We start from the raw sequence: 18,136 nt of genomic DNA on the forward strand, positions 1-18,136 counted from the left end.
TTCCGTCCCCTAGACGGGGAATCATTTTCTAAACGATATGATGATTTAGCTGTTCTATTAAATACTACAATTATCAATGTTTCCGTCCCCTAGACGGGGAATCATTTTCTAAACGAACTCTCTAACACTTTCCCATCCATAATTTCTACCAGTTTCCGTCCCCTAGACGGGGAATCATTTTCTAAACTTTAAAAATGAGTAATTTCTGGGGATGCAAATTGCATCGTTTCCGTCCCCTAGACGGGGAATCATTTTCTAAACTGCTTTAATCATTGATTCCATAATCTGTTGACATGAGTTTCCGTCCCCTAGACGGGGAATCATTTTCTAAACTAATGAACGAAGCAATCAAGGCAGTTTTGAGAGTGAACGAGTTTCCGTCCCCTAGACGGGGAATCATTTTCTAAACTGTATTAATTATCACTGCAATTCTTGAGGTGACATTTAGGTTTCCGTCCCCTAGACGGGGAATCATTTTCTAAACTAATGAAATTCGTTTCGAACAGTCGTCATTTAGGTTTCCGTCCCCTAGACGGGGAATCATTTTCTAAACCTAAGTCAGGAATCAATCCTTTAGAGATAAACATCGTTTCCGTCCCCTAGACGGGGAATCATTTTCTAAACTGAAATTGTATGTGCCTAATGGATTGATATGAGATAAGTTTCCGTCCCCTAGACGGGGAATCATTTTCTAAACATGATGGCAGAAGCAATTAGCAAAGTTGTAGCACTTGGTTTCCGTCCCCTAGACGGGGAATCATTTTCTAAACTGAAAGTAGCGAGGATGATCAAGCGTGGTGAGAGTTTCCGTCCCCTAGACGGGGAATCATTTTCTAAACTGTACCATTATCCGCTGAGAGAAAAGCAAAGATTGCTGAGTTTCCGTCCCCTAGACGGGGAATCATTTTCTAAACTTATTCGCATCTGTAAACGGAAACAACGAATTTGTTACAGTTTCCGTCCCCTAGACGGGGAATCATTTTCTAAACCATTGATGGGAGCTGCCGCAGGATATGCTCATAAATCTGGATGTTTCCGTCCCCTAGACGGGGAATCATTTTCTAAACTGCCAGATTTTACTTGAAAATTTGGCACTTCTCCTGGTTTCCGTCCCCTAGACGGGGAATCATTTTCTAAACTTATTCGCATCTGTAAACGGAAACAACGAATTTGTTACAGTTTCCGTCCCCTAGACGGGGAATCATTTTCTAAACCATTGATGGGAGCTGCCGCAGGATATGCTCATAAATCTGGATGTTTCCGTCCCCTAGACGGGGAATCATTTTCTAAACATTGATAACAAGCTTCAAATGCTTGGAATCTATCAAACGTTTCCGTCCCCTAGACGGGGAATCATTTTCTAAACTGACATTTGGAATGCGGTGAAGGTTGCCCACCTAAGTTTCCGTCCCCTAGACGGGGAATCATTTTCTAAACACAAGTTTGACTTAATTCCGACTAAGGATATGAAAGCAGTTTCCGTCCCCTAGACGGGGAATCATTTTCTAAACGAGGAGCTAGATATTGACGAGGATACACATCCTCGTAGTTTCCGTCCCCTAGACGGGGAATCATTTTCTAAACCAATATTCCTAAATATTGTATATAATGCTCTATAAACGGCTGTTTCCGTCCCCTAGACGGGGAATCATTTTCTAAACGTATAGTAGGAATCAACCTACTATACCTAATGTTTCCGTCCCCTAGACGGGGAATCATTTTCTAAACATATCCAGAAAATGAGAATGAACGAAATCAAATAACAGTTTCCGTCCCCTAGACGGGGAATCATTTTCTAAACTTGTGAACTGCGTAACCAGCTTTACCAACATGAGTTTCCGTCCCCTAGACGGGGAATCATTTTCTAAACGGATTCTGGAACTCTTTCTCACATTCTTTTTCTACGTTTCCGTCCCCTAGACGGGGAATCATTTTCTAAACTCTTAGAGAACATCCGTGAGGAGCTTCGTCAAGAAGCTGTTTCCGTCCCCTAGACGGGGAATCATTTTCTAAACTATCCTGATGCCTAATGTGCTAAACTAAAGGTATCGTTTCCGTCCCCTAGACGGGGAATCATTTTCTAAACAATAAGGAAGTTAATGAAGTATCTGAGTAATAATTATAGTTTCCGTCCCCTAGACGGGGAATCATTTTCTAAACACTTCTGAGAGATGGGCTCATCTCTTATGGAGTTAGTAGAGCGTTTCCGTCCCCTAGACGGGGAATCATTTTCTAAACAGTGTGTTATCAATATCTGGACATAAACCATCATTCTTATAGTTTCCGTCCCCTAGACGGGGAATCATTTTCTAAACGAGATAGATATTGATTTCAACTGTGAATTCTTTTTAAGAGTTTCCGTCCCCTAGACGGGGAATCATTTTCTAAACGAGGTGTTAGGTTGGCGTTGGATATTTTCAACGCCGTTTCCGTCCCCTAGACGGGGAATCATTTTCTAAACAGAACTCATTGAGGAAATTAGTGAGATAGAAACTATGTTGTTTCCGTCCCCTAGACGGGGAATCATTTTCTAAACCCTATCCCTGCAAAGCCTGTGAACTTCAGGGGTTGAGAGGCGGTTTTCGGGCTAAAAATTTAACAAGCACTTTTTAGTGCCAAAATCCTGTTCAAACAAGCTCGAAACCCTTGAAAAGCACCATTTTAAGCCATCGGGGCAAAACTCAAATTGCCTCATTTACTTTTGAGAGTATAACACAAAAAAATTGCTTTTGCAAACACTTTATTCATTTATATTTACCAATGCCATAAAAAAGACGAGATATTCTTACTGTCTCGCCTTTTCTGACATCCATCATCTATAGCTCCATCACTATTCTTAGTTTTTATATTCTACCACTCTTCCTATCGTCTAGCGATATACTTTCTCCACCACTTCACTTGGCACATAGGCCTTTACAGCTATGCCTTCGCCAAGATACTCCTCGCTCAAGAGTTCTCCATACTTTCGGATTAGCTGAATTTTTCCCGCATCTTTATAGTCAAATATCTTTTCAATATAGACCTTGCGATTGCGAAGAATTTTCTCAAGGAGTTCCTTAAATTCTTCAATGCCTTCGCCTGTCTTTGCAGAGAGACGCATTGTATAGTCGGCATGAAAATCTCTTGGCATTTCGTCGCCTTCTTTGAGAAGATCTGTCTTATTGTAGACGGTGATCACTTCTTTTCCGAGGGCTTCCAGCTTTTTTAAGGTGTCGTAAACCACAAGCATTTGGGTGTCCGCCTCAGGATTAGAAGCATCAACCAAATGAATAATTAAGTCGGCATACTTTGCTTCTTCCAGTGTCGATTGAAATGCCTCAATTAAGTGATGAGGAAGTTTGCGAATAAATCCTACCGTGTCGGTCAAGAGGATCTCCTGACCACTTGGAAGAGCAAGTTTTCTTGTTGTTGGATCGAGAGTGGCAAAGAGCTTGTCCTCGGCAAGGATACTTGCTTGAGTCAAAGTATTGAGTAGCGTAGACTTTCCTGCATTGGTGTAGCCCACAATGGCTGCGACAAACGCATTTGACCTTTCCCTTGCCTGGCGAGCAATCTCTCTGTGCTTTTTTACTTGGGCAAGTTCTGCCTTTAATAGTCCAATGCGATCGTGAATGAGTCGGCGATCCATCTCGATTTTTTTCTCACCTGGTCCCCTTGTTCCAATGCCACCACCAAGGCGAGAAAGGGAGGATCGAAGGCCAACGAGTCTTGCTGCTGAATATTTTAATTGGGCAAGCTCAACTTGAATTTTTCCTTCACTTGAAGAGGCATGCTTTGCAAAAATATCAAGAATAATCATGGTTCTGTCCATTACCTTGGTGCCCAGTTCATGTTCGAGATTCTTTAATTGTGCCGGAGAAAGCTCATCGTCACAAACGACACCGGTTGCATCCAGTTCCCAGACTCTCTCTTTAATTTCCTCAATCTTTCCCTTGCCCACATAGGTTCCTGGATGAACACGCTCTCGATTTTGAATCATCCGATCGAGGCTCTCAGCCCCTGCTGTATCGACCAGTTCTGCAAGTTCTTCTAGGGATCGCTCTGTGTCATCATTGTCGCTTGTTGCCACGCCGACTAAAATCACTCTTTCCTTAACTTCTTCTGTCTGAATTAAATCTGCCATATATTCCTATTCTCTTTCTCTATCTAATACCCAATCCTACTTATACTCTCTATAATCTTGATTCCAAGAAGGCAATCTCATGTGCAGCCTTGGCATCATCTTGGAAATTGGACTGATATGCCTTAAATAAGTCGAGTGCTTTTTGATAGTCATGCATATGTTCATAGCAGGCTGCTTGATTAAACAATAGCTCACGATTACTTGCCTCTAAGCCAAGTCCCTTTTCAAACCAAGCAAGGGCCGTTTGGTAGTCCTCAATCTCATAATAAAACTTTCCAATATAGTCACAAAGCTGAGTGTCCACTTGGCCTTCCTTGCCTGCTGCCGCTGCAAAATAGGCCTTGGCCTGCTCAAGATAACTCTGATCACCACTTTCACTGCTCTTTTTTGCCCAAGCCCTGCCAAGCTCTAAAAGTGCCTCCTTGTGTCCAATACCTGAATCCTTTAAGGCATTGGTCTCATCAAAGAGAGCCTTCGCCTTATCGAGTTCATTGCCCTCTTTTGAAAGACAAATCACTCGCATATTCTTATATTCTGTCTTGTCGCCATCGACCTCGCCGAGCAAAGTATAGGTGTGATCTGCCGCTGCATAGTCACCTGCCAGGTATTCTGCCTGTGCACGGTAACGCAAAATATCAATTTCTGGAACATTGAGCTTATTTAAATCCTTGACCTTAAGAGCAGCATCAAATTTTTTAATTGCCCCGGCATAATCTTTACTTTCCATCAGGGCAACTCCCTCATTTTTTATGCTCTGTTCCTTTTTTGTCTTTCCACTGCAACCAACCAATACCACAGCCACAACAAGCAAGGGAAAAATCCACTTCTTTTTCATTGTATTCTCTCCCTCATTTTCCCTAATTTTTTCCTGTTGTGCCAAAGCCACCTCTAGACTCCCTCGTCAATTCCTTGACTTCACAAAAGGAAAGCTTTGGCTGATGCTCAATAATGCGAAACTGACAAATGCGGTCATTGACACAAATCTTTGTATCTCGCATTGCAAGTGCTGGAAAAAACCATTGATCAGTGTCACCGCAATAGGTTTCATCAATAATTCCCATAGAATTAGGCTGAATAATGCCAAAGTTTTTAAATGTCGAACTTCTTGGCACAACATGGGCTTCATAGCCGCTTGGCAATTCCATAGCAACGCCAAGGGGAATGAGGGCAAATTCGCCTGCCTTTAACTCCACATCCTTGGCCACTCGAAGATCAATCCAATCGCTCTTACTCCCACCAATATATTCTAAACGCTCAATCTCATCTGAAAAATACTTAATTTTAATTTCCATCTTCTTCCTCTTCCTTGATTCCTTCGTCCCCGATTTCTTCTTCTGGGATTCCAAAGTGATAATTCATCTCTTCTTCGACTTCATGAATAATCTCTGCCTCGGCATCTGGCTCCATCTGGGGAAGTTCTGCCAGAGAACCCACCCCAAAGCGACGCAAAAACTCCTCTGTCGTCGCCAGTAACACCGGTCTTCCCGGTGCGTCGAGGCGACCAGCCTCATAAATCAAGCCATATTCCAATAGTTTATTGAGTGCATAGGCTGAGCTCACTCCTCGAATGTGGTCGATCTCTGTCTTTGTCACCGGTTGTTTATAGGCAATAATCGAGAGTGTCTCTAAAACCGCCTCTGTCAGCACCTGTCGTTTTGGGGTTTTGGCGACACGAATGAGGGCATCATAATATTCTGGGCGTGTGCACATTTGAAAGGCATTTTCTAGCTCAATAATCTTCATTGCACTCTGCTCTTTTTCATATCGCTGCATCAAGCTTCTTGCTATTTTCTTTGCCTGATCGACACTACATCCAAGAGCCACACTGAGCTGGCGTGCCTCTACGGATTTTCCCATAGTAAAGAGCACAGCTTCTATAATTTTTTCCTGCTCAATGGTTTCTTTCTCCATTATGCTGTGCTGTACCTTTTTTTGTTCGATCTCCTTTTTCTCTGTTCCCTGCTCCACTACTTACTCTCCCTCAGTCCTGTCAATGAAATGCCAAGATCCTCCATTTCTTTGATGTCCGTATCTGTATTCTTTTCAGTTTTACTTTCAATCACCATATCGCCAAAGGTCTCCTCCTGTTTTAGGCAAATCGCACCGACCTTCATTAGCTCCAACACGGCAAGAAAAGTGACCACTACTTCGAGCTTATTTTTTTGTCTCTCTAAGAGGTCCTTAAACGAGAAATTTCTCCTTCTCCTTGCGTACTTTAATACACTGCTCACCTTTTCTTCAAGGCTAATACGCTCTCTCTTAATTGTGCCAAATTTGCTCCTTTGCTTATCCATTCGACTATCACTGCGTCTCATCACCCCATCAAAGATTTCCTTTAATTTGGCTAGGTTCATATCGCCAAACAGGACATCGAGGTCCACTAAAGATTCATATTGCAAAACCTCATTGGGAATGGTCGGCTCTTTGTAGAGATTTCTTTGGGCAAAAAATTCCTGATTGGCTAGCTCCTTTGCCAATTGGCAATAGCGCTTATGTTCAAGAAGTCGCTCCACTAGTTCTTCTCTTGGGTCAATCTCCTTGCCTGTCTCCTCATTGATTTCCTTTGGCAGAAGCATTTTTGCTTTGATATCAAGAAGAGTTGCTGCCATCACTAAAAATTCTGATTTTATGTCAAGATTGTCCTCTTCCATCGTCTCTACATAGTGCAAATACTGTGCTGTGATGTCCACAATCGGAATATCATAGATATCCATTTTGCCCTTTTCAATCAAATGCAAAAGAAGATCCAGTGGCCCTTCAAATTTCTCTAATTTGTACGAAATTTCTTCCAGCATTTTCTAAACCTTACTTTCCTGTCCTTGCTGTGTATTTACAATATCAATGACGACCAGTTGCGGTTGATTATTGAGACGCAAATTTACACTGTGCGTGCCAAGTCCCGCACTAATAATCATTTTTTGTTTGCCCCTTTGCTTTAGTCCAACCACATATTGGCTAAAAAAATGATATTGCGGAGTCATTAGTCCAATATTTCCAGGTAGACGAATGGTTCCGCCATGGAAATGTCCTGCCAAAGTCAAGTCCGCCCCAAATTCTGCATAGGCTCCAAAATAGAGTGGCGAATGAGGTAATAAAATGCTAAACTTTTCCTTGGAACAATTGCCCAATTTTTTTCTAAGGTATTCCCCATCCATCTTTGGTGTCTTTCCTCTTTTAAAAAAGCGATCATCCAAATCTACGCCAAAGATTTCGATATCTTGGTCAAAATCGGCCTTTTGATCACTCAAGTAAATGACGCCCATTTCTTCTAGTTGTCTGTGAAAAAAGCAATAGGCATTGCCATATTTATGCCGATTTCGCTTCATCCGAAGTTCATGATTTCCATTGGCATAATAGACAGGAAATTTTTCTGTCAATTGCTCTAGCAAATTTAGGGTTTGGAGAAAACAAAGCTCTTTTTTGACTACAGGTAAGTCTCCTCCAATTAGTACGGCATCAGGGGAGAGATTTTCAATATTCTCGACCAGAATGCGATTGTTTTTTCCAAAACTATTTTCGTGCAAATCCGACAAAAAGACAAATCGTCTCTCTCCTTCTATTTTCTTATCTGTCTCCACTCTGTAGTGCACCACACTCAAATGACTTCGCTCAAACTTTGATCTGACCAGTGCCCCTAAAGTCAGTGCTGTTCCCATCCATAGGGTATGTTGAATTATCTTCTGTACTCCCAATTACGACCACACTCCCTCGTGATTTACTCTATAGCCATCGGGTGTCACTGTATCTTTTAACATCTTTCCATCTTGTCCGAGGTAGTACCATTGATTTTTATAGGAGAGCCAACCGGAAATAATCATATCTCCTGAATCACGCAAATAGTACCAATCTCCATTTGGATCCTGAAGCCAACCTGTTGCCATTATTCCATTGCCATCAAAATAGTAATTTGCCCCTTTGATGTTGAGCATCTCTCCCACTGCTCTTTGACCACTTTGCTTGATATAATACCAATTTTGTCCACTCTGATGCCAACCTGCACTTTCGCTTTCAGCAACAGTTTGTGGGCTTCCTTGTTGATTTTCTGGCTGTTCTGGCTTGCGTGATTCACTAGGTAGATTTTCTCCAGGTCCTGCATTTTTTTGCTGTCCCTTCTTTGTCATATTTGCTCCTGGACCTACAACCCCAGCCTTTGCACTATTTCCTGTTGTACTTGTATTGTTGCTTGTATTGGCACTTACATTCTCCTGTGGTGCTGGTGCTGGAGTCTGTCTATTTTCCTCCACCGTAGCAAATCCATAGTCAAGAAGAGCCTTGGTATCCTGATATTGTGTTTGGCTGGCTTTCATCACCACAGCAATCATCCTCACACCATCTTTTTCAACAGCAGTAACTAAGGTGTTTCCCGCCTTTGAAGTATAGCCTGTCTTTCCTCCAATAATTCCTGGGTAGTATCTTGGATCTGCCGGATTAATCATCTTGTGGCCCATGGTAATGATCTTTGCACTTGGTCGTTTCTTTGTCGCTGGGAAGGTATATTGCACTGTGGTATCAATGCTTCTAATAATCTCATTGTTATAGGCTGCATTGGCAATCTTTGCCATATCCCTCGGTGTTGTATAGTGATTGGCATTGTTTAGACCATTTGGATTGACAAAATGTGTATTGGTACAGCCAAGCTCTGCTGCCTTTTGATTCATCAAATCCGCAAAAGCTGGCACAGATCCTGAGACATACTCTGCCAGTCCATTGGCAATTTCATTGGCTGAATAGAGCAAAAGCCCATATAGGCTGTCTCGCACACTAATTTTATCTCCTGCAGTTACACCCAGTGTCACGGCACCCGATTCCAAATTTGTGGTTGCTGCAGCAGAATAGGTCACCGTGTCATCGAGATTTCCTCTCTCTGCCACCAAAAGTGCCGTCATAATCTTTGTAATTGATGCTGGATAAAAACGGGTATCGGCATTCTTTTCATAGAGTACCTCTCCTGTTGTCTCATTGACAAGAATTGCACCCTGTGCTGCAACCTCTGGAGTCTGTGCTGCATAAGCAGTGATGACATTTCTCACGCCAAATCCTGGCATTGGAACAGCCAGCGTAGAAAGTGCAGTGGCCATTAAAATCACTGCAGTTATCTTCTTTATTTTTCTTCTTCCTGTATTTCTATTTATATTCAACATTTCTTCACCTTTCTCCATTCAATCAATCTATGGAATCTTTGTACAGTATAACGTGAACTACCCATCACCTAAAGGTAATGGGCTTCTAAGAGCCTAACAGCTCTATTTAAGAAGTTTGATATTTAAGTTTCCACCTAAGTAATTAGGCAATCCTTATTCTTATCGGCGTGTCCACTTCGCCTCTACTGTATAGGATATTCATATCCACAACACTACTTTTACGCATGATATTTAATGCTCCGTTAACATCTGCATTGATTGTTTTACCACTTGCCGTTTTGTATAGACCACGATGTAATCTTCTGCCACTAAACGGATACTCTTTTGGATTATCGGCATTGTAAACAGGGAGATCGTCTCTATCCCAAAAAGATGATTTCGATGTATAGGATTCTTCCTGTTTTACAAAAACAATGTCATTTCGTTTGCAAAGATATTCCAATTTGTTACGCAACTGTCCATAAGGGATATTTACAAAATTTTGATTGTTTTGCTTTCCAATATGACTGTTATGTTGAAAAGTCTCATTGTAACCAACAACAAGCGTACCTATATTATTGATGATACAATAATCTATCACCCTACGAACAGTTTTATTCATATAGTCGTTCACCTTATTGTTGCGATTACGAGCAACTGCTTTTTGTCTATTTGTAGGCTTTCTACTAAAATGCTGTTTATCTTTTATCGATTGCAAACGGGCATTTTCTTTATTGAACCACTGATTAATCGATTTCAGTCTTTTCCCGTCAATAATGAACGATTGACCACTATTTGATACGGCTGTTACGAGATTGTTGATACCTAGGTCAAGTGCAAGTGCGTTGTTTGTGTTTAGATTTCTTTGAATACATTCAGCTTCATATATATACTGAATTTCAAAGAACCTTGCATTCGCCTTAGGTATAATGCGTATCTCTTTTATCGTCTTATCAAGAAGTATGGGTGGTATCGTAATTTCAACAGACTTATGCGTTTTCTTAAAACTATTGGAAAACGGAAGTATCAGCTGATTACCCTTCAGTCTTACAAAACCAATGATCAGTGTTGTGTATCCATCTTTTGGAAGATAATGTGGCAGTTTACAATCCATAAAAGCATATTTTCCCTGCTTGACAAGTTTAAGCAGACCAAAAAATGACTGAAACGAGCCATCAACCTCTTTCAGTATCTGCTGTGCCATATTGGAATTTAAGGCCTTATAATTAGGACTATTCTTTAAAAGAGTGTAATTCTTCTCATACTTGAGAAATTCACCTTCTGTAAAATAATGCTGACGCACATTATAGATTGCCTCATTAGCAAGATTCTTAGCCGTATGACAAAGTTCCCTGATTGTGATGTAATCTTCCTTGGACAGATGTTTCACTTGTTGTTTTACAGTAAGATACATACGATTTTCTCCTTTCATAGACTCGGAAATAGGATTTCCTATATATGTATTATAGCATATATTTTAAATGATAGTATTTAAGTAAAATATATATGTTGTAAACCTAACGCCATTCATCCCACGGTCTAAAGACCATGGGTTTTCTGGCTGTTATATTATAAAAGGAGGGGTTGCATAGATACAACGCCCCCCTTTTTATGTGATTTTTTATATTCTCTATCTTCTCTTTGCGTGCTTTGTAAATACACCGGCATCGTAGCCATCTGGCTCTGAACCATCCTCTGGCTTGTCTACCATGTACTTTACACTCAGTGACTTTCTTTCATCATCAAATGGAATAAACTCCCAATTTGTCTTGGCATTGAGCTTTCTTCCACATTTTAGCGAAATATTAACTGCAATTAACTTGACACCATTGGCATCCTGTGTCACATACATCGATACATTTTTCTCGCCGAGGAAGGTCACCATCTGATTGTCAACAAGATAGCGAATGACCTCATTGGTATATTGCTCGTACTTTTCGCCATATCCGCCACCAGTAACAATTAAATTCGTGACAATCACGCCCTTTTTCCAGAGTGCACCATCAATATCGCTCTTAAAGCGATCATTGACTTTTTCTCTATCCCCATCAATGGAAAATCCTTCCGCATCCATCACAATGGTCAAGCTGATGCCATCCGATGAAACCTCATCATAGAGCTCTGCAAGGAAAATTCTTCCATCTGCTGTTATTCCTTGAATATAGCCCAAGTCCTCATTCTTGGCACTCTTTCTATTCATCAAAAGCGCTGGTAGCGCATGTCTTGTAATCATCGTCTTTTCCTCCTCGTCACTCAACAGAGTAACTTGTCTAATCTCACGATCTTTCTTTTCTTTTTTCTCTGTCTTCTTTTCGACTGGCACAGCTTCTTCCTTTTGATCGTCAAAGGAAACAAATTGCACAACTGGCTCTTCCTTCATTCTCTCTGGAATATATTCCTTGACACCATCCTCGTCGATGTCTGTGTAGTTATCATCGTCGTCTACATCGTCATCATACATATCGTCGCTCATATCTGGATTGAGCATCACCTCATGATCGCCAAATCTCTCCAAAAAGGCATTGTAATTTGGACGCTCATCCTTTGTGTCATACACTGCAAATACAATATTTTTAAAGTGGTACATCCACTTTTCTTCGACAAGAACTTGATACATATCATTGGCCACATCCTTTGGAGGATTGCCAAATGCTCCACATCCCCACGCACCAAGAATTAAGGTGTCATAGTGCTCCTTTGCGGCCACCTGAATGCCCAAACGAAATTTATGTCTTCTCTCTTCGCCCAACTCTTCAGAGTTTAATTTTCCTGCCTTTACACGAGTATTTGGTGCCGGCAAGGACATAACAGAAACTTGATAGGGTTCAGGCAAAAAACTTCCATCTGCCCTTCGAAAGACTTCGACATCCTTAGAGAGCAATAAATAGTCAAGGTCTGTGTTGCTTGCCACATTCTCCTTATTGGCCTCATACATTTCTAAGGCTTGGCTGCCACTAATGGACTGATACAAACTGCTCTGACGGCAAAGTACCTCTTCTTGTGCATTAGCTCCACGCAGATATCCACCACCTGGATTATATGCATTGGCAAAACTAAGGACTAAAATCTTCCTGCCGCTCTCCCTCATTTGCCAAGCTGCATCAAAACTATTTAGGTCATTGACAATGACATTGGTCGAATCATACATCATTTGATTGCCAACATGCAAATTGGCAAGTAGATCTGGTGTGTAAACTTCCACGGCCTGCCGCCTGCTCTTTGGAATGGTAAGCTCTATTTTTTTGTCATTCAGTGTATAAAAACCTAGCCTCAGAACATCCATATTTTCTGTCGCTATTTTTTTTCTGGATTCTCTACTCATATTCCCACACTCTTTTGCTTTATTTTTTCTTATATGGAACTTTAGCTGCTGGCACTACCTTTGAAGCTGCACGCAAATGAGCACTCTGATCATCAAAGAAAATATGTGCACCAAATGCAGACAAAACCTCACTCTTTTTTATTCCGCCAAGAAAAAAGGCCTCATCGATGCGAACATTCCACGCCCGCAATGTCCGGATCACTCTCTCATGTGCAGGTGCATTTCTTGCTGTCACAAGTGCTGTTCGTATCGGAACTGCATCTGGTGGAAATTGCTGCTGCACATAGGAAATGGTCTTTATTAACTTGGCAAAGGGTCCCTCAGGCAATGGCTTTTTTGCATTCTCTTGTTCATACAAAGTAAATGCTTCTAAGCCCTTCTCCTGATAGATTTTTTCTGCTTCATCTGAAAAAAGTACGGCGTCGCCATCGAAGGCAATTCGAATTTGTGGAATTTCTGCTTTTGGATTGATCTTGACTTCTGGATAAGAATAAATTAGACCTGCTGCCACCCCTGCATCGACAGCTTCTTGCACATCTGACCCATTTGCTGATAAAAAGAGATCGGTATGAAATGCATTTAAATACTTTACAATCGGTGCACCGCCAACCAATGCGGCTCGGGTAATATCTAAACCATAGTGTTCAATAGAATTGAAAATACGCAGACTGGTGTCTGCTGTATTCCTTGACATAATAATAATCTCTGTCAACTTTTTTCCGCCTGCATTCAGCTGGTGCAATGCCCGTACCAAAGAAAAAGCCGTTCCCGGCTTTAGTACATCATTTTCGTGCTCCCTTTGATACTTTGCATAGATCTCTATTCCCTCGGTTTCAAAAATTGCATTTTCCCTCTCTAAATCAAACAATGCCCTCGAAGAGATCCCCACAACCAGCTTTCCATCTAATTGAAATGCCATTGCTCACCTCAATGTATCCTACAATATTACTCCACTATTGTATAATCTTTTCAGATAATTAACAATACCTTTATTAATTTTATTCACTGAAAAGAGTATATCATAATTTCTATAGCTAGAAAAGAGCTAGAAAAATTCTCATACCAATTGTAAGATTTTTGTTATATATTTAGACAACTCATTCAATATGTATCATTACGCAAAAATGCTGGTCTTCAAAACAAAAACCAGCATCTAATTCTATATTCTCTACGCTTTCTGAATTTTCTGAATACTTTCCATTTCTTCTACTATTTTTCTATTGTTTAGAAATTTTGAACCTATAGCAATGAGTAAAAAGAGAATGGCTGCTACAGGATAGAACCAAACTAAACGATTGGTTGTTCCATAAATTTCTAAAATTCCCTGAAAAATACTTCCAATGGTCAAAGTCACCACGACCGCATTCCATGCACTTACGGTAATATTCCTTGGCTCTTTTTTTGCCCTCTTGCTCGCCAAAAGATAGGCAAAGCTTCCCAGACAAAGTGGAATCATAAAGGCATAGATCATATAATAGGAATACACTTCATGGCTAAACTTTTCATAGATTGCACCAAAAATAGCAATAAAAATTGCAAAAATCATATGCCCAAAAATATTATCTCGATAAATCTTATCCAATGTAGACAATATCGCTCACCTTCCTCTCTCGAATATCTCTTCCCGATGTTGTTGGCTTATTGATTAAACTTCCCTGAAATACCATCGTGGATGAGCCACCGCCATCTAAGTTGTAGGCTGTCTTTGCCCCCAAGCTCTTCATAAATTGCGCCAGCTGATACAGCGAAAGTCCTTCGCTCTCCTGTGTTCTTCCATCGGAGACCACAAAAAGATAGTGATTGTTATCGATCAGCCCAATAGCTGTTCTTGGATTGCTCGCCATGGCTCTTCCAACCTCTGCATCGGTTGACACACTCACCTTTCCCTCACTCACAAGTCCTGGGCCAAATGAAAATGCCTGCCAAACCCCTTGATTAACTAATTCCTGTGCGGTCACGGTTGACGGATCAACCACCTTCATACTGCCATCGGCATAGATACAAAGTACATCTTCACTTCCTGCCTCATCTCGGTAGACTACACCATTTCGAATCACATAGCCATCCTCTCTTGCCCCATAGTAATCCCCATTAATAGATAAAATGGCATTTTTTTCACTGGCAATCTGTGAAGTTGTCTCTGTGACATTTTTTCCATAGGTATCACTGGCAAAGGCCGTCTTTAGTGATTGTGCAGAATCAAGCGTAATGTCAGCGACATAGACCTTCGTGTTTTCATAGGTGTATTCCTTTAAGCTGATGTTCTTTCCATCTTGGCTGTAGCTTTTGATCTCCTTTCCACCATCTGTGCTCGTCTTCGTCTGGTTGCTCGCTACTGTCGTCTCACTTTTACTTTTATTGGCACTTGATGTGCTGTTTTTTGCACTGGATGACTTTGTTGTCTTTGTAGCCGATGTCGCTGCCTTTGTTGTCGTATTGGCAAATGCAGAGGTATTCACGCTTGTTGTATTTACCTGATATGCTCTTGAAATAACAAAAGTATCCATCGAAATATACACTGTAAATGCCAATATTGATGTCAAAAATAGAATATTCCACTTATGCTTTTTCATATAAATCTCCCTCCCGAGTTCCTTTTTTAAAAACGAATTGTCTCTGTACACTCCAGCTGATGACAAACATCATAATCTCTGTGATAATCTTTGCCAAATAGGCGTTGATGCCAAAAGAAACAATTCCTCTGAGCAATATCACATTTCCCAACAAAATGCATAGAGCAAGTGTGATATATTTGGGCAAAGATTCGATGGCTGCCTCTTGGCTTTTAAATACAAACTTCCGATTGAGGCTGTAATTTAGGCTTGCACTGACCATTCTAGCCAAAATACTTGAAACTACCATTGCCCCCGAAATCATAAATAACAGACAATACAATCCATAATCTACCAAAAAACTAGTGAGTGACGACGAAGCAAAGCGAATAATCTCTTTATAGATTCGATAAGAGTCCTTGATTGTAGAAAAATGAGATGATCGATTGTCATTGAGATACACCGTTGCAATCTCCACCTCTTTGATATCTTCCTTTCTCGCTAATTCCAAGAGTACATTCATCTCATATTCATATCGTTCACCTCGAACGGAAAGCATTTCTTCCACCATTCTGTCAGAAAATGCCCGAAGTCCTGTCTGTGTGTCAAAGACATCTAGTCCGCTACTGACCTTATATACCATCCGAGTGATACTGTTGCCCAATCGACTTCTCCATGGCACATTTCCTTGAAACCTTCTGCTGCCCAAGATTAGACTATTTGGATTTTCCTCAGCCACTTTCACAACCCGCAAAACATCATCCACTTTATGCTGTCCATCTGCATCCACAGTAACAATGACATAGGGAATAGAAAAATTATTTTTAATATATTCTAGCCCTGTCTTGATCGCTGCACCTTTTCCACGATTATGAGTGTGGGTATAAATTGCAGCATATTCACTGGCCTGAACAAAGAGCGAATCACATTCTTGACTAGAGCCATCATTGACAATCACTACACAAAAGCCCTCTTCTTTCAACTCCTTGGCAATCTTTACCATCTCTTTTTCTGGTTCATAAGCAGGTATTAGAGCAATTCTCTTTTCTTCTCTCATCTTGGGTTCCTCCTTTTCTTTTTGATTAGTCCTAGGATACCCAAAAATTATGTGAAAATAATGATTAAATTTTGAATAATCTGTGTTGTGAACTACTCCGACTTATTGTAAGTCCACAATTACCTATCATTTTACGGATAGCTAAATTCTTCATTTCAGGATGTAACATACCGCAATAATGACATACTTGTGATGACGGAAACCACTGACCTACTTTTACAAGATATTTATTTCTATCAGATAGTTTATACTCAAGCATTAATAGGAACATACCGTATCCGTTATCGAGAGTAGCTTTGCCGTTACCAAAGCCTTTATTAGACATAGCCTTCATGTTCGTCGATTCTACGCAGACAACATCATACTGATTGGCTAAGTAGATATCTTATGCTGATGATTCAAACGCTGATTGGCTATATGTCTATAGATTTTGTTCACTTTACGAAGTTGCTGGATATCGTTATTCGACTTTCCTTCATGTTTTTTAGAACCTTGCTAACCTTCAATCTTATCAGAAAGCATAAGATTATAAACCTTACTTGACTCATCACCTCCTCATATAATCAAGTGTTTTTTGTTGAAAATTCAAAGTTTTTTAACCTTGTCTGTCTCAGTAAATAAGCCAGAGTTATGAACATTTCGGTGTATCTGGTACTGAAATAGCGGTAAAAGGGTACACGAAATAAAACATCATTGATTTTCGCTTTACTGGCCTTGCGTATACCCATCCCTCTATGGCAGCTAACCTCCTATATCCACCAGGATCATCTCTGTCTCCAGAGGTCCTAACTTCCTTCGTCCTGCCTGCCCATAACCAGGGTGTCAGCTATGCTCCTTTCCACTTTTAGACAACGAAAAACAGTAAACCTTTTTTCGATTTACTGTTTCTGTATTAAGATATATAAAATTTTCAAATTAGTAGTTTGTTTTACATAAGCATATCTGTTTAACACTTATCTAGTAAAACATTCCTTGCATTCTCTTCTGTATCTCCTTTTTCATCATATCCATCATATGGTGCTTTTGGGTTATGAACTTTGGGCTTCCTTTTTAACGCATTGCAGATCTCATCTGTATGAGAAAAAGCAAAATCTATATCATCAGTCCAACCTGTGTGACCTGTGATAATTTTTAACTTCAAATTTCTCTTTCTAAGTGTTCCCTCTAACTTCTTAAGAGATTTAACTTGTAATTTTTTATCTTCTGCAAGAATGTTCAAAAATGCGTATCCACCATCTGCTCCAAGCCAAATCGTGTCACCTGTAAACAAATAAGTATCATCAATCAGATAGACAAGATGTCCCCAAGTATGACCTGGCACAAGAAATGCTTCTATCTTAATATTCCCAATATAAAAAACCTGTCCATCATCAACTAATACTTTTTTATTTTCTATGCAAACTTGCGGAAGTTTAACTAATCCACCAAATACTTTACGCTTTTTATGACCTTCTAAATATTCATTTTCGATTTTTCCAATATATACAGTGGATTCGCTAAACAATCCATCACCGCCTTTTTCAATAGCTCCGACATGGTCTGTGTCTTGGTGTGTAATTAAAATTTCCTGAATATCTTTCGGATTGACATTAAGCCACTTCATTTTTTCCGCTAATCTAGCATAATTATAACCCCCGTCTATCATAACCGTATGACCATCTTTTTTGTAAAAATAAATATTAGCAACATACTCTCTAACACAACTTACTCTCTCATCAATATGCCCTGTATTTAATGGCTTAAATATTTCTTTTCCCCGAAACAGAAACGACATGACTTTTTCTTGTTTTTTAGATTCTTTTTTTGACATAAATCCTTGCCACATACTCCTCGTATTATATAGTAGTAGTTTTTAGAGACCCTCTCCAAGGTCTTTATAACTATTAAGTCATAGTCTTTTCTTTACCTCTTCCGTAGGTTCGACTATGATATATAAGATACTGTGGATTGGTTATTTACTCC

General features: G+C 40.2%; 15 protein-coding genes and 1 CRISPR repeat array (1 of these 16 cut by a window edge). All 15 genes read right to left on the bottom strand.

Annotated elements, in window-relative coordinates; genetic code table 11:
• A CRISPR array of direct repeats spans nt 1-2,536; the repeat unit is 36 nt; unit sequence GTTTCCGTCCCCTAGACGGGGAATCATTTTCTAAAC; it begins 369 nt to the left of the window's first position.
• Nucleotides 2,537-2,869: 333 nt separating this feature from the next.
• The 15 genes from hflX to J5A74_09230 all read right to left on the bottom strand — a co-directional run bounded on the left by hflX (nt 2,870) and on the right by J5A74_09230 (nt 17,984).
• Nucleotides 2,870-4,123 (bottom strand): GTPase HflX, encoded by a 1,254-nt coding sequence (gene hflX / locus J5A74_09160; GenBank protein ID QUI95538.1) that lies wholly within the window; start codon nt 4,121-4,123, stop codon nt 2,870-2,872.
• Between the two features lie 49 nt (nt 4,124-4,172).
• Complete coding sequence (locus J5A74_09165; GenBank protein ID QUI95539.1) at nt 4,173-4,958, bottom strand: hypothetical protein; 786 nt, start codon at nt 4,956-4,958, stop codon at nt 4,173-4,175.
• A 22-nt stretch (nt 4,959-4,980) separates the two neighbouring features.
• A complete protein-coding gene (locus J5A74_09170; protein ID QUI95540.1) occupies nt 4,981-5,415 on the bottom strand; it encodes a deoxyuridine 5'-triphosphate nucleotidohydrolase in 435 nt (144 codons plus the stop codon).
• On the bottom strand, nt 5,405-6,034 hold the full coding sequence (scpB, locus tag J5A74_09175) for an SMC-Scp complex subunit ScpB (protein QUI96875.1): 630 nt from the start codon (nt 6,032-6,034) through the stop codon (nt 5,405-5,407). The genes J5A74_09170 and scpB overlap by 11 nt, the downstream gene beginning before the upstream one ends.
• A 56-nt stretch (nt 6,035-6,090) precedes the next feature.
• On the bottom strand, nt 6,091-6,915 hold the full coding sequence (locus J5A74_09180; GenBank protein QUI96876.1) for a segregation/condensation protein A: 825 nt from the start codon (nt 6,913-6,915) through the stop codon (nt 6,091-6,093).
• A 6-nt stretch (nt 6,916-6,921) separates the two neighbouring features.
• Nucleotides 6,922-7,779: a metallophosphoesterase gene (locus J5A74_09185; protein QUI95541.1), complete on the bottom strand. Its 858-nt coding sequence runs from the start codon at nt 7,777-7,779 to the stop codon at nt 6,922-6,924.
• A gap of 36 nt (nt 7,780-7,815) precedes the next feature.
• A complete protein-coding gene (locus tag J5A74_09190) occupies nt 7,816-9,282 on the bottom strand; it encodes a D-alanyl-D-alanine carboxypeptidase (protein QUI95542.1) in 1,467 nt (488 codons plus the stop codon).
• Nucleotides 9,283-9,406: 124 nt separating this feature from the next.
• Nucleotides 9,407-10,657 carry a transposase gene (locus J5A74_09195; GenBank protein ID QUI96877.1) on the bottom strand — a complete coding sequence of 417 codons (1,251 nt, stop codon included), beginning with the start codon at nt 10,655-10,657 and terminating at the stop codon, nt 9,407-9,409.
• Nucleotides 10,658-10,873: 216 nt separating this feature from the next.
• The gene (locus J5A74_09200) at nt 10,874-12,565 is read right to left on the bottom strand and encodes a TIGR02452 family protein (protein ID QUI95543.1); all 1,692 of its coding nucleotides are present in this window, start codon (nt 12,563-12,565) and stop codon (nt 10,874-10,876) included.
• A gap of 19 nt (nt 12,566-12,584) precedes the next feature.
• Entirely contained in the window at nt 12,585-13,484 is a 900-nt protein-coding gene (locus tag J5A74_09205; protein QUI95544.1) for a 5'-nucleotidase, read from the bottom strand.
• 249 nt (nt 13,485-13,733) lie between these two features.
• On the bottom strand, nt 13,734-14,156 hold the full coding sequence (locus J5A74_09210; protein ID QUI95545.1) for a hypothetical protein: 423 nt from the start codon (nt 14,154-14,156) through the stop codon (nt 13,734-13,736).
• The gene (locus J5A74_09215) at nt 14,140-15,138 is read right to left on the bottom strand and encodes a phosphodiester glycosidase family protein (protein ID QUI95546.1); all 999 of its coding nucleotides are present in this window, start codon (nt 15,136-15,138) and stop codon (nt 14,140-14,142) included. The genes J5A74_09210 and J5A74_09215 overlap by 17 nt, the downstream gene beginning before the upstream one ends.
• Nucleotides 15,125-16,174 carry a bifunctional glycosyltransferase family 2/GtrA family protein gene (locus J5A74_09220; GenBank protein ID QUI95547.1) on the bottom strand — a complete coding sequence of 350 codons (1,050 nt, stop codon included), beginning with the start codon at nt 16,172-16,174 and terminating at the stop codon, nt 15,125-15,127. Before J5A74_09220 ends, J5A74_09215 begins: the two co-directional genes overlap by 14 nt.
• 64 nt (nt 16,175-16,238) lie before the next feature.
• Nucleotides 16,239-16,499 (bottom strand): transposase, encoded by a 261-nt coding sequence (locus tag J5A74_09225; protein QUI95548.1) that lies wholly within the window; start codon nt 16,497-16,499, stop codon nt 16,239-16,241.
• 621 nt (nt 16,500-17,120) lie between these two features.
• On the bottom strand, nt 17,121-17,984 hold the full coding sequence (locus tag J5A74_09230) for an MBL fold metallo-hydrolase (GenBank protein ID QUI96878.1): 864 nt from the start codon (nt 17,982-17,984) through the stop codon (nt 17,121-17,123).
• Between the last annotated feature and the right edge of the window lie 152 nt (nt 17,985-18,136).

The sequence above is a fragment of the Lachnospiraceae bacterium oral taxon 096 genome, from assembly GCA_018141845.1.
GTDB lineage: Bacteria > Bacillota > Clostridia > Lachnospirales > Lachnospiraceae > F0428.

Excerpts from the sequence above, each read along its gene's own strand:
- hflX (QUI95538.1), bottom strand. The coding sequence starts at position 4,123 with ATGGCAGATTTAATTCAGACAGAAGAAGTTAAGGAAAGAGTGATTTTA.
- J5A74_09165 (QUI95539.1), bottom strand. The coding sequence starts at position 4,958 with ATGAAAAAGAAGTGGATTTTTCCCTTGCTTGTTGTGGCTGTGGTATTG.
- J5A74_09170 (QUI95540.1), bottom strand. The coding sequence starts at position 5,415 with ATGGAAATTAAAATTAAGTATTTTTCAGATGAGATTGAGCGTTTAGAA.
- scpB (QUI96875.1), bottom strand. The coding sequence starts at position 6,034 with ATGGAGAAAGAAACCATTGAGCAGGAAAAAATTATAGAAGCTGTGCTC.
- J5A74_09185 (QUI95541.1), bottom strand. The coding sequence starts at position 7,779 with ATGGGAACAGCACTGACTTTAGGGGCACTGGTCAGATCAAAGTTTGAG.
- J5A74_09190 (QUI95542.1), bottom strand. The coding sequence starts at position 9,282 with ATGGAGAAAGGTGAAGAAATGTTGAATATAAATAGAAATACAGGAAGA.
- J5A74_09195 (QUI96877.1), bottom strand. The coding sequence starts at position 10,657 with ATGTATCTTACTGTAAAACAACAAGTGAAACATCTGTCCAAGGAAGAT.
- J5A74_09200 (QUI95543.1), bottom strand. The coding sequence starts at position 12,565 with ATGAGTAGAGAATCCAGAAAAAAAATAGCGACAGAAAATATGGATGTT.
- J5A74_09205 (QUI95544.1), bottom strand. The coding sequence starts at position 13,484 with ATGGCATTTCAATTAGATGGAAAGCTGGTTGTGGGGATCTCTTCGAGG.
- J5A74_09215 (QUI95546.1), bottom strand. The coding sequence starts at position 15,138 with ATGAAAAAGCATAAGTGGAATATTCTATTTTTGACATCAATATTGGCA.
- J5A74_09220 (QUI95547.1), bottom strand. The coding sequence starts at position 16,174 with ATGAGAGAAGAAAAGAGAATTGCTCTAATACCTGCTTATGAACCAGAA.
- J5A74_09225 (QUI95548.1), bottom strand. The coding sequence starts at position 16,499 with ATGTCTAATAAAGGCTTTGGTAACGGCAAAGCTACTCTCGATAACGGA.
- J5A74_09230 (QUI96878.1), bottom strand. The coding sequence starts at position 17,984 with ATGTCAAAAAAAGAATCTAAAAAACAAGAAAAAGTCATGTCGTTTCTG.